General features: G+C 61.2%; 14 protein-coding genes. 4 read left to right on the forward strand and 10 right to left on the reverse strand.

From position 1 onward, the window contains the following. From PI739_RS19700 to PI739_RS19710, 3 genes are all read right to left on the reverse strand, one after another. Entirely contained in the window at positions 1–975 is a 975-nt protein-coding gene (locus PI739_RS19700; protein ID WP_003435392.1) for a 5-oxoprolinase subunit C family protein, read from the reverse strand. Further along, positions 972–1844, reverse strand: a complete 873-nt coding sequence (locus tag PI739_RS19705; protein WP_003435393.1) for a 5-oxoprolinase subunit B family protein — start codon at positions 1842–1844, stop codon at positions 972–974. Before PI739_RS19705 ends, PI739_RS19700 begins: the two co-directional genes overlap by 4 nt. Positions 1845–1930: 86 nt before the next feature. Beyond that, positions 1931–2686, reverse strand: a complete 756-nt coding sequence (locus PI739_RS19710) for a 5-oxoprolinase subunit PxpA (protein ID WP_003370817.1) — start codon at positions 2684–2686, stop codon at positions 1931–1933. Between the two features lie 156 nt (positions 2687–2842). Here PI739_RS19710 and PI739_RS19715 point away from each other — a divergent pair, with 156 nt between their 5' ends. Continuing rightward, a complete protein-coding gene (locus PI739_RS19715; protein WP_003346362.1) occupies positions 2843–3760 on the forward strand; it encodes a LysR family transcriptional regulator in 918 nt (305 codons plus the stop codon). A 12-nt stretch (positions 3761–3772) separates the two neighbouring features. Here the strand turns inward: PI739_RS19715 and PI739_RS19720 are convergent, their stop codons facing one another. Continuing rightward, positions 3773–4708, reverse strand: coding sequence for a LysR family transcriptional regulator (locus PI739_RS19720; protein WP_003435394.1), 936 nt, complete (start codon positions 4706–4708; stop codon positions 3773–3775). 156 nt (positions 4709–4864) lie between these two features. Between PI739_RS19720 and PI739_RS19725 the strand changes: the two genes are divergently transcribed. After that, positions 4865–5269: a RidA family protein gene (locus PI739_RS19725; RefSeq protein ID WP_003370814.1), complete on the forward strand. Its 405-nt coding sequence runs from the start codon at positions 4865–4867 to the stop codon at positions 5267–5269. Positions 5270–5288: 19 nt separating this feature from the next. Here the strand turns inward: PI739_RS19725 and PI739_RS19730 are convergent, their stop codons facing one another. From PI739_RS19730 to PI739_RS19750, 5 genes are all read right to left on the reverse strand, one after another. Beyond that, positions 5289–5630: a hypothetical protein gene (locus PI739_RS19730; RefSeq protein WP_003370812.1), complete on the reverse strand. Its 342-nt coding sequence runs from the start codon at positions 5628–5630 to the stop codon at positions 5289–5291. Between the two features lie 132 nt (positions 5631–5762). Then, positions 5763–7013, reverse strand: a complete 1251-nt coding sequence (locus PI739_RS19735) for a thiolase family protein (protein ID WP_003435397.1) — start codon at positions 7011–7013, stop codon at positions 5763–5765. Further along, the gene (locus PI739_RS19740; RefSeq protein ID WP_189494697.1) at positions 7010–8896 is read right to left on the reverse strand and encodes a feruloyl-CoA synthase; all 1887 of its coding nucleotides are present in this window, start codon (positions 8894–8896) and stop codon (positions 7010–7012) included. The genes PI739_RS19735 and PI739_RS19740 overlap by 4 nt, the downstream gene beginning before the upstream one ends. A gap of 169 nt (positions 8897–9065) precedes the next feature. After that, entirely contained in the window at positions 9066–10514 is a 1449-nt protein-coding gene (locus PI739_RS19745; RefSeq protein WP_044308021.1) for an aldehyde dehydrogenase, read from the reverse strand. A gap of 65 nt (positions 10515–10579) precedes the next feature. After that, the gene (locus tag PI739_RS19750) at positions 10580–11410 is read right to left on the reverse strand and encodes a p-hydroxycinnamoyl CoA hydratase/lyase (RefSeq protein WP_271352118.1); all 831 of its coding nucleotides are present in this window, start codon (positions 11408–11410) and stop codon (positions 10580–10582) included. A gap of 211 nt (positions 11411–11621) precedes the next feature. Here PI739_RS19750 and PI739_RS19755 point away from each other — a divergent pair, with 211 nt between their 5' ends. Beyond that, entirely contained in the window at positions 11622–12110 is a 489-nt protein-coding gene (locus PI739_RS19755; protein ID WP_003370802.1) for a MarR family winged helix-turn-helix transcriptional regulator, read from the forward strand. A 41-nt stretch (positions 12111–12151) separates the two neighbouring features. Here the strand turns inward: PI739_RS19755 and PI739_RS19760 are convergent, their stop codons facing one another. After that, the gene (locus PI739_RS19760) at positions 12152–13474 is read right to left on the reverse strand and encodes an OprD family porin (protein ID WP_271352119.1); all 1323 of its coding nucleotides are present in this window, start codon (positions 13472–13474) and stop codon (positions 12152–12154) included. A 327-nt stretch (positions 13475–13801) separates the two neighbouring features. Between PI739_RS19760 and mhpT the strand changes: the two genes are divergently transcribed. Beyond that, complete coding sequence (mhpT, locus tag PI739_RS19765; protein WP_003435407.1) at positions 13802–15022, forward strand: 3-(3-hydroxy-phenyl)propionate transporter MhpT; 1221 nt, start codon at positions 13802–13804, stop codon at positions 15020–15022. Positions 15023–15375 lie beyond the last annotated feature (353 nt).

Here is a 15375-nt window from a genome sequence, read left to right on the forward strand (position 1 = left end):
TCAGGAAGGAAACAGTTTGCTCAGGCACGCCAGCTTCTTCTTGTATGACTTGCGCGCCACCAGCGCTTCCTCCAGCGTTACAGCCACGAATCGGGCGGTCTGATTGGGTTGCATCTGACCGATCAGATCCAGGTCCGCGCTGATCACCGTGCCGATCATCGCGTAGCCCCCGCCCGATACGGCATCACGGTGCAAGACAATCGGTTCCAGCCCGGCAGGCACCTGAATTGAACCGATCGGGTAGCAGCTGTCGACGATATTGGACGGATCGGAACCGGCGCCGAAGGGCTGCTCCCTGGGCTGGAAGGTCAGCGCCCTGCCCCCCTTGAAGCGATAACCGATGCGGTCGGCTTCCGACCCTACGCTCCAGGGCTCGGAGAAAAAGCTGGTGGCGGCAAATTCGGTCAGACGCTCGTAATACAGGCCCGGCACGACCCGCAGATACACTTCCCCGCCCAGAGACTGGCGCAAGGCCATCGGCAGGCTGGCCCCGGCACGTCCCTTGCCGCTGGGCGTGCCTATCGGCAGCAGGTCATCAGCGGCCAGTCGGCGCCCCTGAAAACCGCCAAGCGCACCCAGCGTGTAAGTCGAACGGCTGCCCAGTACCAGCGGCACATCGATACCGCCCGCGACGGCCAGATAGGTACGCGCGCCGTCCTTGGGGAAGTCGAAGCGCAGCACTTGCCCGGCCTTCACCGCAAAGGCGGTGTCGTGGTGCATTTCCACGCCGTCGAGGCGCGCCGCCATGTGCGCGCCGCAGACCGCGGCCAACGTGTCGCACTGGAACTCCAGTTCCGGCCCCAGCAGTGTGCATTCAAGCCCCGCCGCGCCGGGCGGATTGCCGACCAGCTGATTGGCGGCGCTGAGCGCGTACTGGTCGAGCGCACCGGAGGGCGGTATGCCCAGGTGGTAATAGCCCTCGCGGCCGAGGTCCTGAACCGAGGTGGCCAGACCGGGTTTGAGCACCTTGATCATGCCAGCACCTCCTGCAACGACTTGGGATAGCCCACCGGATCGGCGAGAAAGGCATCCAGTGAAAACTCGACCGGGCGGATGCGCAGATCGAAGCGTCCGGCTTCCACCTCTGCGACAGCCTCGTCATAGGCTTGCCGGTCAAGCGGTTTGAACTGGACGATGTCGCCAGGCCGGAAAAACACCATGTGCTCTTTCAGATAGGCCAACCCCTGCTGCGGGTCATAGATCGGCGCCGGAGTGACGCCAAACATCTGATAACCGCCCGCCCCGCGTACCGAATAGATACAGCCGAAGCAGCCGCCGTGACCGAGTGTGAGCTTGGGGGTATCGGTGCGCGGACGCAGGTATTTGGGCACTTGCAGCTGGCGTTCGCGTTCCACCATCTGGAACATGAACGGCAGACCGGCGACAAAACCGACCATCGAAACGAACCACGGCGCGCCGCTGTGCGCCGCGATGAAGGCATCGACATCCGCCAGATTATTGATGCGTGCTGCGTATTCCAGGTCGGTGGAACCGGGGTCCTGATGGCGGTCACGAAAGCGCATCAGGGTTTCGTGGGTCCACGGATCGTTGTACAGCACCGGGATCTCGATGATCCGGGTCTGCAGGGTACGTTCGGCGACTGCACCGGCCTCGGCCGCCCTCACCGCCTCGAGCAAGGCATGCGGTGCGATACGGTCCGGGTCAAAACGAATCTGGAATGACGCGTTGGCCAGACACACGTCCAGCACACCATCGAGCGCCAGACGCTCGACCGCACGGGTCACCGCAAGCCCCGTGAAAAATGCTTCCAGCGACATACTGTCACTGACTTCGGCGAACAGATGTTCATCAGCGCCAAAGCTGTAGCGAATCGGATCAGCCATGTCTGTTCCTTTCTTGAAATCGTTGTAGAACGGCAGGCAAAAATCAGTAACACAGCTCGTGCGTCTACGCGCACGATGCCGTTGACTCAACGCGGTGCACGCACCTTGACGCCTGCAGCGTCCAGCGCCAGGCGTGTCGCTTCTGCAAGGTCCAGCGCGCCGGGCGTATCGCTGTGCAGACAGATCGAATCGAATTCGATGCTCAGGTCCTCACCTTCGACAGTACGCACCAGACCTTGCAGGCAAGCGCGCACCACGCGGGCTGCGACTTCGGTCGGGTCCAGGGCCCGTACGTGACGGGTGAAAACGATGGAGCCGCTGAGGTCGTAATCGCGATCGGCGTAGAACTCGCGGATCACCGGCTGGCCCAGCTCCTCGGCGATCTTGCAGATCACCGAACCGGGCATGCAGTAAAGCAGCAAATCGGGCTCCAGGCGCTGCAGGTTTTCCACCAGCAGGCGGGCTGCGGCTTCGTCCCTGGCCAAGTGCATGTACAAGGCTCCGTGGGGTTTGAAATGCTGCAAGGCCACACCCTGGACCCGCGCCAGCTCGCGCAGGGCGCCCAGTTGGTAGAGCATGTCGTCGACCAGTTCCTGGGGCGTCGAGTTGATATGCCGGCGGCCAAAGCCGACCAGATCACGGAACCCCGGGTGTGCGCCGATGGCAACGCCCAGACGTTTCGCCTGCTCGATCGTGCGGCGCATGGTGCCAGGGTCGCCCGCGTGAAAACCGGTCGCAATATTGGCCGAGCTGATAAAGGTCATCAATTCAGTATCGACGCCGTCACCAATGGTCCAAGCGCCAAAGCTTTCACCCATGTCCGAGTTGAAATCCACCTGCATGGCTGTTGCTCCTGTGGGCTGTCCGGACAAGGGGCTATCCGGCTTCATGCAAAGCACGTTAAATTCACCCGCACCCCTTGGGTAGATCTATTAACAGATACGCCATCTTCTGAAAAACAGATACCCCGCTACATCGAACGTCTGTCTGGAGTGCTTATGTCCCTGACCTTGCGCCAGGTCCGTTATTTCGTGGCAACTGCCGAGATCGGGCAAATCTCGCAGGCGGCCATTCACCTGAACATTTCCCAGTCGGCGGTCACCACGGCGATCAAGGAGCTGGAGAGCATGCTCGGCACCCTGCTGTTTCAGCGCTCGGCGCAAGGCATGAGCCTGACTGAAGCAGGCCGTCATTTTCTCAACAGGGCTTACGTCATTCTGCGCAGCGTCGATGATGCGCTGAACAGTCCGCTGCCCGATATCCGCGCCAGCGGCGTATTGCGTCTGGCCGCCAGCTACACGGTCATCGGCTACTTCCTGCCGCATCATTTGCAGCGCCTGGAGCACTGGCACCCGGACGTCGCCATCGAGGTACATGAGCAGGAAAGACAAGCCATCGAACAAGGCCTGCTACAAGGTCGCTTCGACATGGCGGTGGTGCTGACGGCCAACATCACTCACCCGGATATCATCTCGGAAACGTTGTTCAACTCCGAGCGCCGCCTGTGGCTGTCCAGCCATCACCCGCTGTGTCAACGCGCCTCTGTCAGCCTCGCCGACGTCGCGCAGGAGCCCTATATCCTGTTGACCGTCGACGAAGCCGAACAAAGCGCCATGCGCTACTGGGAACTGGCCGGGCAGCAGCCAAACGTCAGAATCCGCACCAGCTCGGTGGAAGCAGTACGCAGCATGGTCGCCAACGGCAGCGGCGTGGCGATCCTTTCCGATCTGGTGCATCGCCCCTGGTCGCTGGAAGGCAAGCGTATCGAAACGATCACCGTCACCGACACAGTAACGCCCATGAGCGTCGGCCTGGCCTGGCACCGCGAACGTGAATTGAGCCCGGCCATGCAGGCCTTCCGCAACTATTTTCATGACGCATTTCTGGCCCCGCAGCAACTGTCGGCACGGCGTTGAACCCGCGGCACGCTATTGCGCAGGGCGTGTCGGTGGCCGAGTGACGGGCGCATGCTCGGCCATCAGCTCGGTGATCCAGTCGATAAACACGCGGACCTTGATGCTGATGTGACGGTTCGGCGGGAAGGCCACGTACATCGGCATGCTGTCCAGCTGCCAGTCTTCGAACAGCGGGACAAGGGCTCCGCGCTCCCGATATGGCCTGGCCATGTAGTCCGGCAGCCAGAGAATGCCCATTCCGGCCAGCCCTGCGGCAACGTAGGCATTGCCATCATCCACCGCCAGCGTATAGCGCCCCTGCACATGGACCTTTTCCCCGGCGCGGTGCATGGCGTAGGGCAGCGCCTTGCCGGTGCGCGCCCACAGATAGCCGACGATGCGATGGGCCGAGTCTTCAAGCTCTTGCGGATGAACAGGCGTGCCCATGCGCTGCAGATAGTCCGGCGCAGCGTAAACGCCCAGTTGCAGGTCGCCCACCCGCCTCGCCATCAGCGACTGATCGGCTATTTCACCTCCCCGCACCACGCAGTCGACGTTCTCGCCGATCAGGTCGACCATACGGTCGCTGACGCCCATATCGATCTGAATATCCGGATAACGCGCATGAAACCCTGGCAAGGCGGGCATCAGCAGCATGCTGGCCAGCGGGCTGGGTACGTCCACGCGCAAACGCCCTCTGGGCAGCGATGTTGCACTGGACAGGCTGGTCTCGGCGTCATCCATATCGGCCAGCAGCCTGACCACGCGCTCGTAAAATACCGCACCGTCGGCAGTCACGTTAACCCGCCGCGTGGTGCGGTTGAGCAGCTTGACCCGCAAGCGTGCCTCCAGTTGTTGTACCAGTTGCGTCACGCTGGTCTTGCTCATGTGCAGCGTGCTGGCAGCCTTGGTGAAACTGCCGGTTTCCACCACGCGAGCAAACGCTTGCATTGCGTCGAAACGGTCCATCCTCGCCCCGCCTGTCTTGTCCCATCAGCCTGTCGATTGTTTGGGTTTCCCAAACAGTGCTGAGTACGGTTGCTCGTTTATCGCGCTGACGCAAGTCCCTACTGTGGCTTCAACGCTGACTTCAGCCTTCGTACTCAAGTTCTGATGGAGATCCCCATGACCCAACGTGACGTCGTTTTCCCGGCTGGCCGCCAGGCGCTTTACGAGCGCAATCGCTATTCGCCCGCCATACGCTCCAATGGTTTTCTGTTCGTGTCCGGACAAGTCGGCAGTCGCGAAGACGGCTCACCCGAGCCTGATCTGGAAAAACAGGTGCGCCTGGCGTTCACCAACCTGAACGCCATCCTGCTGGCGGCCGGTTGCACCTTCGACGATGTGGTCGACGTGACGGTGTTCATTGTCGATCCCGAGACAAGGTTCGAGCGGATATGGAAGCTAATTCCCGAGTTTTGGGGCGAAGCGCCGCACCCGACCCTGACCGGCGTCGGCGTGACCTGGCTGTATGGCTTCGATTTTGAAATCAAGGTCATCGCCAGGCTGCCGGAAGCCGTCGAGCAATAACCGGGCAGCGTGGGTCCGCTCAGCGGCGAATCGGCACCACACGGTCGCTTGCATCCGCCGCCAGGGGCTCTTCGAACTGCTGGAAGAACTGCCCGGAAACGACATGATCGAGAAACTGCGCCTGCTCTTCGGTGGCCAGACGTATCGGCGAGTAGCCGTCGGCATCGGGCACTGCGAAAAGGCGCGCCTTGCGTTCGTGGGCCACCGCGATGAACGCCCTTTTCTCTTCGTCGGACATCGACGAAAAACAATCGGAAAGATTTTCCAGCGAGCGCACCGCCAGATCCTGGTCGAGCTGCTTGTCATCCGTGAACATCAAATGCCAGACGAAATCGAAAGAAAGCTCAGCGAGGGCACGCATAGACGGGGTTCCGTGGGGTCGAGAGGTGCGAGATTCACCGTTCGCCACGATTCGGTCAAGCGCTAAAGGATGACCTGCTTGAGGCGTAGCGTTTAAAGCAGGAAAATGTCGCATTTGCGGGTATTTGCCTGGCTAGACACGGCTGGACGCACAGTGGGGATTCTCGATCAGCAGCGCCATGCCTTGCCCGCCGCCGACGCAGGCTGCCGCGATACCGTAACGCAGGCCTGCGTCGCGCAGTTGCCGGGCCAGAGTCATGACCAGACGCAGCCCGGTGGCAGCCAATGGGTGACCCAGGCCCAGTGATCCACCCAGGCAGTTGAGCCGCTCGTGGTCCAGCTCCAGCGTTTGTGCCACTGCCAGAACCTGAGCGGCCTGCGCTTCATTGATTTCAAGCCGACCGATATCGCTCAGCGCCAGCCCGCTGCGCTGTAACAGCAAGCGGATCGCAGGTGCGGGGCCAATGCCCATGAACTCTGGCGCGACACCCGTCACCGCGCTGGCCAGCAGATGCGCCAACACCGGTCTCGTTGACTGTGAAGCACGCCCCACCAGGGCCGCCGCCGCGCCATCGACCACCGCACAGCTATTGCCTGCGGTCTGCACACCGTTCGCGTGAATGGCGCGCAAACGCGATAGCGCTGCCAGATGGGTCGCACGCGGATGGCTGTCCTGCGTGACCACTTCAACCCCACGCGGCAACTCGATGCCACGCGGCTGATAGCCTTCCAGCGCAAAGCGCTCGCGGCTGACCGGGACAATTTCCTCGGTCCATTTGCCGGAAATCTGTGATTGCAGCGCCCGCTCATGGCTGAGCAAGGCATAGCTGTCTACCGCCTCACGACTCAACCCATGACGCTTGGCGAGGTTGTCTGCGGTGGAGATCATGTCCATCGCCGGTGCCGGGTCATACAGCGCTTCCCAGAGAAAATCCTTGAACTGCACGGCGGCACCGAGCGAGAAGCCATTGCGGTGGGTATAGGCCGCGATCGGGTTGCGCGACATGGACTCGGCGGCGACGCACAGCGCCATCTGCCCACCTTCGCCCACGTGCAAGGCGGCCTGGCGCAACAGTTCGAAACCGGTCGCGCAGATGCGTTGCACACCCAACGCCGGAACGCTCTGCGCGACGCCGCTGTACAGGCCGATGTGCCGGGGCAGCAGGTACGCATCGAAACTGGCCTGCGCCATCGAGCCAGCCAGTACGCTGTCGACCTGATCCGCCTGAATGACGGCCCGCGCCAGGACCTCGCGGCCGACCTTGATACCCAGATCGATGGGCGAAACAGGCGCCAGAGCACCGCCCAGATCCACCCAGGGTGTGCGCACGGCATCGACGATGGCCACGTCGCTGAATGCCGAATACTGCCCGCCGCCACTCATGCCTTGGGCTCGGCACAGAGCTTGTCGGGGTCCTGATCACGGTACAGCGCTTCGACCTTGTCTGCGCGCCACTGCAGGACGGCGCGCTGGTTGATCGACCCCTTGTCGGTGATTTCGCCGCGATCGATAGACGCGGGCTCATCAAGCAGCACGATCCACTCCAGCCGGCTGGCGTTGCCGTTCGCGCCCTGGTTCAGGCGCGCCAACCAGCCGGCGAACCATTCACGCACCGGCGCACTGGCCAGGACCTGCGCATCGCTGGCCTGTGCATCCAGCCCGGCCAGTTGCCGGCACTCGTGCACCCTGGGAAACACCAGCGCCCCGAGGCATTCGCGGTCAGGCGCGGTGATGACCACATCCTGCACGTACGGCGAGCCTTCCAGCACCGCGCGGTTGCGCATCGGGCCGACACTGACGAACACGCCCGACGACAGCTTGAAATCCTCGGCCAGTCGCCCGTCGAACATCAGGCCCAGCTCCGGGGCCGCAGGATCGGCAAGCTTGATCGCATCGCCGGAGCAATAGAAGCCGTTCTCGTCGAACACTTCGGCCGTCTGCTGCGGCGAGCGCCAATAGCCCGGCATGATGTGCGGGCCACGAAAACGCCCTTCGAGCTTGCCATCCACCGGCACCAGGCACACTTCGCATCCCGGTGCGGGCAGGCCGATATATCCGGCCATCGACAAGGGCCCGGTGGTGAACGTGCAGGACGGCGCGGCCTCGGTCATACCCAGTCCGGCCATCATGCGAATCCGCTCGCCGCAATGCTGCTCGGCCACCCGGTCAAGACGATCCCAGATGCTTTGCGACAGGCCGGCAGCGGCGAAGAAGAACAGCTTGATGCGCGAGAAGAATCGCTCGCGCAGCTCGGCGTCCTGCTCCAGTGCGTTGACCAGCTCTTCCCAGCCCTTGGGCACAGTCAGGTAAGCGGTAGGCGAAATTTCCTTGAGGTTGCGCAGCGTCTCGGCGAAGCCTTGTGCAGTTGGCTTGCCGTTGTCCAGATAGAACGTGCCACCGTTGTACAGCACAATACCGATGTTGTGACTGCCGCCGAAGGTGTGGTTCCAAGGCAGCCAGTCGACCAGCACGGGCGGCTCTTCGCCGAACACCGGGAAGGTCTGTAACAGCATCTGTTGATTGGCACACAGCATGCGCTGGGTAGTCACCACCGCCTTGGGCAGTTTGGTCGAGCCCGAAGTGAACAGAAACTTGGCGATGGTGTTGGGGCCGCTGGCCAGGAACGCGGCCTCGGCCTCGCTGCCACCCGGCTCTTCGAGCAGGCTGGAGAAGCTCAGCTGAGGCCTGCCATTGAGCTGTCCGCGTACAGTGATGACGGGCGTGTCCGCAGGAATGATCGCATCGATGGCACGCTGAAACGGCGCGGCATCGCTGACAAATACCAATCCTGGCTGCAATACGTCGCAGACGTGGCGTAACTTGGCGAAATCCTGAGACATGACCGAATACGCCGGTGATACCGGGCAGTACGGAATGCCGGCGTACATGGCCCCCAGAGCAAGCTGCAAGTGCTCGATGTCGTTACCTGACAGCAACGCCAGCGGCCGATCGGCGGAAAGGCCGTACGCCAGCAGGCTCTGTGCGATAGCGCGCACGTCAGTCAGCATCTCGGCATAACTGACCTTGCGCCAGCCGCCCCGGCTGTCGCGCGCGGCAATGAAGGTCTGTTGTGGACGCAACCGCGCCCAGTGCACCAGTCGGTCGAGCAGCCGGTCGGGTAACCGCGCCAGAGGTTCCAGGGCTCGCATGTGCAGAACGCCCTGCTCTTCCCGCACCTCGATGGGCGGGTGGCCGATGGAGACCTGACGGTAGCGCGGTGGATTATCTTCACTCTGCAGCGTTGATGATCTGATATCGGAACTCACGTGCGTTCTCTCCATCAAGGTACGCAGGCACCAAACGCCATGCAGCGGTCCGGGCCGAGCGTTGCAGCACCAGGCTGCAGCCTTGTTATTGTTATGCCTGACTTACCGGCGACACAGTCTTGTACAAAAGACCGCTGCCGCCAGCCTGGAAGCGTTCGAATCGGATGGCTCAGATCGGATAGTGCCTGGGCCCGTTTTGCAGCGTCACCCAGCGCAACTGGGTAAAGTGCTCGATCGAAGCCTTGCCGCCGAAACTGCCATAGCCGCTGGACTTCACCCCACCGAAGGGCATTTGCGCCTCGTCGTGCACGGTGGGTCCGTTGATATGGCAGATCCCGGACTCCACCCGTTGCGCAAGCGCCAGGGCGCGGCTGGTGTCACGACTGAAAATCGCCGCCGAGAGACCGAAATCCGAATCGTTGGCCAGCCGCAACAGCGCCTCGTCACCGTCGCCGCGCAGCACCACGGCCACCGGGCCGAAGGACTCTTCGCGGTACAGGCGCATGGCATCTGTCACGCCGTCGAGCAGCGTCGGTTGCAGAATGCTGCCCTGCAGTTGCCCGCCCGCCACCAGCGTTGCGCCAAGCGCCACAGCGTCGTCAATCAGGCCCTTGATGCGCGTCCCGGCACCCACGTCGACCAGCGACCCGAGAACTGATTCGCTGTCATCCGGATTACCGGCGCGCAACGTTTTGATCTTGGCCGTCAGCTTGGCAACGAAGGCATCGGCGACCTTATGGTCGACGATCAGCCGTTCGGTGGACATGCAGATCTGGCCCTGATTGAAGTAGGCGCCAAAGGCGGCGGCCTCTACTGCCGCGTCTAGATCCGCGTCGTCAAGCACCAGAAACGGTGCCTTGCCACCCAATTCCAAAAGTGCCGGTTTCAGATACCGCGCCGACAGCTCACCGACGATGCGGCCTACATGAGTGGAACCGGTGAAATTGACCCGCCGCACTGCCGGGTTGGCAATCAGGCGCTCGACAATCGCCGGCGCATCGGCCGGCGCGTTACTGATCACGTTCACCACGCCGTCACCCAACCCGGCATCCTGCAGCACCTGGCCGATCAGCCGATGCACGGCGGGACTGAGCTCCGAGGCCTTGAGCACCACGGTGTTGCCGCAGGCGAGTGGCATCGCGATGGCCCGTGTGGCGAGAATCACCGGCGCATTCCACGGCGCGATACCGAGGACCACACCGCAGGGCTGGCGCAGCGCCATGGCAAAATTGCCGGGAACATTGGAAGGAATGACATCGCCGGTGATCTGCGTCGTCATGGATGCCGCTTCGCGCAGCATGTTGGCGGCCAGCTGTACGTTGAAGCCGTACCAGTTGGCCATTGCTCCGGTTTCGCCGGCAGCAGCGATGAATTCGCCGCTGCGGGCCTGCAACTGCGTAGCAGCCTCGAGCAGACGCGCCCGACGCTCGCCGGGCACCATCGCCGCCCATGAGGGGAACGCAGCCTGCGCGGCTGCGACTGCCGCATCGGCATCTTCCAGAGTCGCCGCCGCTACCCGCGAAACCACCTCGCCAGTCACCGGGTTGCAGCGTTCAAATGTACGTCCGTCACGCGCGGGGCACGACTGTCCGCCGATCAGCAGGGGCACGTCCAGCATGGTGATTCCTCTTTATTGTCTTTATCAGGAACTACAGACTTGGCTCGAAACGTCTGGATATCAGACTAGCGTTTGTACGCTTCCAGACCAGGCTTGATGCTCTTGTCATCGAGGAACTGCTTCATGCCCTGCTCGCGCCCGCCTTCCTTGTCCAGCAGACGTGACTGGTCCAGCTTGGCGTACAGATAGTCTTCGTTCTGCTCCCAGGTCAGTTCGCGGCAGCGTTTGAAGCCGTGCTTGGCGGCGCGCAGTACCACCGGATTCTTTTCCAGCAGATTATTGGCCAGATCGATGGTCACCTGACGCAGTTGTGCCAGCGGTACGCTTTCATTGACGAGGCCCATTTCAGCGGCTTTCTGACCGTTGAAGGTTTTGCCGGTCATAATGTAGTACAGCGACTGGCGGTGGCCCACAGTGTCGGCCATGGCCTTGCTCACCAGGTTGCCGGGCGGAATGCCCCAGTTGATTTCCGACAGGCCGAAGGTCGCTTCATCGGCGCAGATCGCCAGATCACAGGCCACCAGCGGGCTGAAACCTCCACCGAAGCACCAGCCGTTGACCATCGCGATGGTTGGCTTGGCGTACATGCGCAAAATCTTCCACTGCCACTGGGAGGCTTCGCGACGGATTTTTTCCTGCAGAATTTCCGGTCCGGCGTCCACCTCGCGGAAATACTCCTTGAGGTCCATGCCAGCGGTCCACGCCTCGCCGGCACCGGTCAGCACCAGAACGCCCGCATCGGGATCCTGCTCCAGGGTTTCCAGCACATCGATCATTTCGCGGTTCAGGGTCGGGCTCATGGCGTTGCGTTTTTCCGGCCGATTGAGGATGACCCACGCGATACCTTGCTCGATCTCGACCTTGATGGTTGACCAGCGGCCTTCATATTTGCTCATGGCGATGCTCTCTTGTTCTTGGCTTGAAGATGACTCAAAGCTAAACCGCAAATATAGTTATGTCAATTAACTGTTATTCACATTAATCAAAATCTCGGCACTCCGCATGAACAGGCTGGTCACAGTCACGTATGCCCCATAGCTATCGTTCGCCAACCTCGGCAAACTGACCGGCTGATTGACCCATCAAACCATAAGGACCGCATTTTCAATGGCCAAGCCATCTGACATCGCCGACGTTTGCCAGGCTCCCGTACAGGCTGCCGAGGCACGTTTGCCAACGGATTCTGCGCTGGATGATCTGATCGGTTATGCCATGCGCCGCGCACAACTCAAGCTGTTCCAGAACCTGATCGGACGTCTTTCCGCACACGACCTGCGCCCGGCGCAGTTCTCGGCGCTGGCGATCATCGAGCAGAACCCGGGTCTCATGCAGGCAGACCTGGCCAAGGCGCTGGCGATCGAACCGCCGCAGGTCGTTCCATTACTGAACAAGCTCGAAGAGCGTGCGCTGGCAGTTCGGGTGCGTTGCAAGCCGGACAAACGCTCATACGGCATCTTTCTCAGCAAAAGCGGCGAAACACTGCTGCGCGAACTGAAACAGATCGCCGTGGACAGCGACCTGGAATCCACCGCCGCGCTGGATAAAAAGGAACGTCAGGACCTGCTCAGGTTGCTGAAAAAGGTGTATCAATCGTAAAAGCGCTCATCGACGGCTTCCCTGCCGTCGATGCGCGATGATTACCAGAGCGGCAAGCTGTATTGCACGATAAAGCGTGTCTGGTTCTCGTCACGAAAGGCTGCACCCACCGGGAAGTCGTTGCGATAGATCGACTTGCGCGCCAGCAGCCCGACGTTCTTCAGCGGTCCGCTTTGCACGACGTAGCCCAGTTCCATCTGAAACTCACGCTCCTTGCGATCATCGGCATTGAAAGCGGCCAGCTCGATGTTGTCGCCGCGCACGTAACGCAGACGACTGCGCAGCCCGACCAGCCCGACTGCCGTGAAGTCATAGTCATAGATGGCTTGCCAGGTGCGCTCCTTGGCGTTGAGGAAGTCCGAGCTCATGGTCATCTCGCTCAACCCCATCAGTTCGGTGCCCGAGACATAAGGCGTTGCCGTGTCGCCACTGGAATGCATGTAGCCAAGGCTCACGCTGTGCCCTCCCCACTTGTAGCCAAGCAACGCGGAAAGGTTCTGGTTGTCTACTTCACCGGCCTTTGCACTGCCGGTATCGCGGCTGAAAAAGCTGCGCAGATCGGTGGTCAGCACGCCGTCGCCAATCGCCAGCTTGTGCAACAGGGCCAGGGTGTTCTGGGTGTAGAGATCGTCTACCTCGGCGTGGTACGCCCGCAGGCTCAGGTCCTTGTTGACCTGATAATCGCCTCCGGCGTAAGCCATGTGCGACGAGGTTGCCGCCCCATTGAAACGGCGGTTCGGTGAAGCGAGGCTGATGGGCTGGTAGTTGCTCGAGTCACGTTTGTTGACCCGGTCGATGTAGCCCGCATTGAGGGTCAGGTCATCGATGTCCTTGGAGGTCAGCGTGGTGCCACGAAAGGTCTGCGGCAACAGTCGCGAGGGGCTGGCGAAAGCGAACGGCAGGAAAATCGACACGTCGCCGGTCTTGACCGTGGTTTCGTGAAATTTCAGCTTGCCGGTCAGGGCCAGCCGCGAATACTCGTCAGCCGCCCGGCCATCGCTGGCGGATACTGGCAACAGCTCGGTGCCGCTGCGGTCTGGCGAGGAATCCAGTTTCACCCCGACCAGCGCTCGCGCATCGAGACCGAAACCCACCGGCCCTTGGGTAAAGCCGGACTCCGCATTCATGATGAAGCCCTGCGCCCATTCCCGAGTCGCAGTCTTGGCGCCATCATCCTTGTAATCGCGGTCCATATAATAGTTGCGCAGCGTCAGGGTGCCATGGCTGTCATCCAGAAAGCCCTGCGCCTGTGCAGGGTCGGGAATGGCACTGATACCCAGCAGGCCCAGTGCAAGGCCACAACGTTTTCCACGTAAAAAGGGAGCTGACACAGCGCTTGCTGCATCATGAGCGAGCTTTGACATGTTCGGTGTCCACTTATTGTTGTTGTTTTTGGAGTCGGTCCGGCGCTAACTGCGGGCCCGTGAGTAGAGAATTGAAAGATTCCACCGCCGCGTCAATCCAAAATGACCGATAATCGAACATTAATATTATTAACTACTTTATCAGCTTGTTGATATTCCGTTGCTAACTCAATGTTTTTGAAAGACTAAACACTTCTTTTTATCACTCTTCCAGTCAGATTCACTTTTTAGTTATTTTTGTTACCTTGATAACGACCTGTCACAACGCCTCGATTGGCGCTCGGGAACAGGCTTTTCTCCACAACAAAAACAACAATGAGGCTTGCCATGAACAGTCCATTACGTCGATCGACGCTGACCATTGTCTTGTGTTTTATCGTTGCGCTCATCGAGGGTTTCGACCTGCAGGCTGCCGGAACGGCCGCCGCCGGGTTGCGCCAGACCTTCGCCCTTGATCCAAAAATGATGGGCTGGGTGTTCAGCGCCGGGATCATCGGGCTGCTGCCTGGGGCGTTCTTTGGCGGGTGGATTGCCGATCGCATCGGCCGCAAGAAGATTCTGGTGAGCGCAGTGCTGCTGTTCGGGGTCTTTTCGCTGAGCACTGCGTATGTCGAAAGCTTTTCCGGCCTGTTGCTGGTGCGCTTCATGACAGGCCTGGGTCTGGGGGCGGCCTTGCCCAACCTGATTGCCCTGTGTGCAGAAGCTGCAAGCGAACGTCACCGCGGCCTGGCTATCAGCGTCATGTACGCAGGTGTTCCACTGGGCGGTGCCTTGGCGGCGGTCGTCGCCATGTTCACCAGCGAGCACTGGCAAACCACGTTCATCATCGGTGGTCTGGTGCCGCTGTTGGTGGCTCCGCTGATGATCCTGTTGCTGCCTGAGTCCAGCGCTTTCAAACAGCAGACCAATGCTGACAGCGTTCGGCATTCAAGCGCCACTGCGTTGTTCGGCGAAGGCCGGGCTCGCACCACGCTGGCGTTGTGGCTCGGCTACTTCTTCACCCTGACCGTGATGTACATGCTGCTCAACTGGCTGCCTTCACTGCTGATCGGTCAGGGCTTCAGCAAACCGCAGGCGGGCATGGTGCAGATGTTGTTCAATATCGGCGGCGCACTGGGCTCGCTGTTGGGCGGGTTGTTGCTTGATCGCTGCAATGGCATCAAGGTCGTGCTGTTCGTCTATGCCGGCTTGCTAGCAGCGCTGGCAGGCGTGGGTCTGTCGGTCGGTATCGTACCGATGGCCATTGCCGGGTTTGCAGCCGGGGTGTTTGTCATCGCCGCGCAGTTGGTGCTGTATGCGCTGGCCCCGCCGTCCTACCCGACCTCGGTACGCGCCACCGGTGTGGGTGCTGCAGTAGCCATCGGCCGTCTCGGTTCGGTTGCCGGCCCGCTGGCGGCCGGACAACTGCTGGGCGCTGGCGCTGGAACCGCCGGCGTACTGCTGGCCACCTCGCCAGGCCTGGTGATTGCCGCACTGGCGGCTATTACAGTGCTGTCCAGGTCAGCCGCCGTCGAGCAGCGTGAGCTCAAGGCTGCAGGGTCGAGCTGATCAAGGCCCTCTTCGCGAACAAGCGAAGCGTCGCCCGGTCCACTCCCACGGCCTCCGGCCAGAATCAAAAGCGGATTTATGTATAACAATGAGCAATCCGTGTCACATCGTTCTGGGGGTTAAGTGAGATTTGTTTTAGATCTCAGGCGGCTTTTTTGATCGCGATGGCACTGTCGACGCAGAGTGCGACGTTAGTGACGGCTGAGTCCTGGCGCTGAGATGGGGCCAAAGTAACCAAAGCCCCTCGCTCCTGTTTCCGGCCCGACTTCGTCGGGTTCCTTCGCCCTGACACTGATCCGGGCGTCGCCGCAACGGGCCATCCATGGCCCGGCGCGGCTAGCCTGGCGTCCTGC

The organism is Pseudomonas cerasi (assembly GCF_027983475.1).
Taxonomy (GTDB): domain Bacteria; phylum Pseudomonadota; class Gammaproteobacteria; order Pseudomonadales; family Pseudomonadaceae; genus Aquipseudomonas; species Aquipseudomonas cerasi.

Excerpts from the sequence above, each read along its gene's own strand:
- PI739_RS19700 (WP_003435392.1), bottom strand. The coding sequence starts at position 975 with ATGATCAAGGTGCTCAAACCCGGTCTGGCCACCTCGGTTCAGGACCTC.
- PI739_RS19705 (WP_003435393.1), bottom strand. The coding sequence starts at position 1,844 with ATGGCTGATCCGATTCGCTACAGCTTTGGCGCTGATGAACATCTGTTC.
- PI739_RS19710 (WP_003370817.1), bottom strand. The coding sequence starts at position 2,686 with ATGCAGGTGGATTTCAACTCGGACATGGGTGAAAGCTTTGGCGCTTGG.
- PI739_RS19715 (WP_003346362.1), top strand. The coding sequence starts at position 2,843 with ATGTCCCTGACCTTGCGCCAGGTCCGTTATTTCGTGGCAACTGCCGAG.
- PI739_RS19720 (WP_003435394.1), bottom strand. The coding sequence starts at position 4,708 with ATGGACCGTTTCGACGCAATGCAAGCGTTTGCTCGCGTGGTGGAAACC.
- PI739_RS19725 (WP_003370814.1), top strand. The coding sequence starts at position 4,865 with ATGACCCAACGTGACGTCGTTTTCCCGGCTGGCCGCCAGGCGCTTTAC.
- PI739_RS19730 (WP_003370812.1), bottom strand. The coding sequence starts at position 5,630 with ATGCGTGCCCTCGCTGAGCTTTCTTTCGATTTCGTCTGGCATTTGATG.
- PI739_RS19735 (WP_003435397.1), bottom strand. The coding sequence starts at position 7,013 with ATGAGTGGCGGCGGGCAGTATTCGGCATTCAGCGACGTGGCCATCGTC.
- PI739_RS19745 (WP_044308021.1), bottom strand. The coding sequence starts at position 10,514 with ATGCTGGACGTGCCCCTGCTGATCGGCGGACAGTCGTGCCCCGCGCGT.
- PI739_RS19750 (WP_271352118.1), bottom strand. The coding sequence starts at position 11,410 with ATGAGCAAATATGAAGGCCGCTGGTCAACCATCAAGGTCGAGATCGAG.
- PI739_RS19755 (WP_003370802.1), top strand. The coding sequence starts at position 11,622 with ATGGCCAAGCCATCTGACATCGCCGACGTTTGCCAGGCTCCCGTACAG.
- PI739_RS19760 (WP_271352119.1), bottom strand. The coding sequence starts at position 13,474 with ATGTCAAAGCTCGCTCATGATGCAGCAAGCGCTGTGTCAGCTCCCTTT.
- mhpT (WP_003435407.1), top strand. The coding sequence starts at position 13,802 with ATGAACAGTCCATTACGTCGATCGACGCTGACCATTGTCTTGTGTTTT.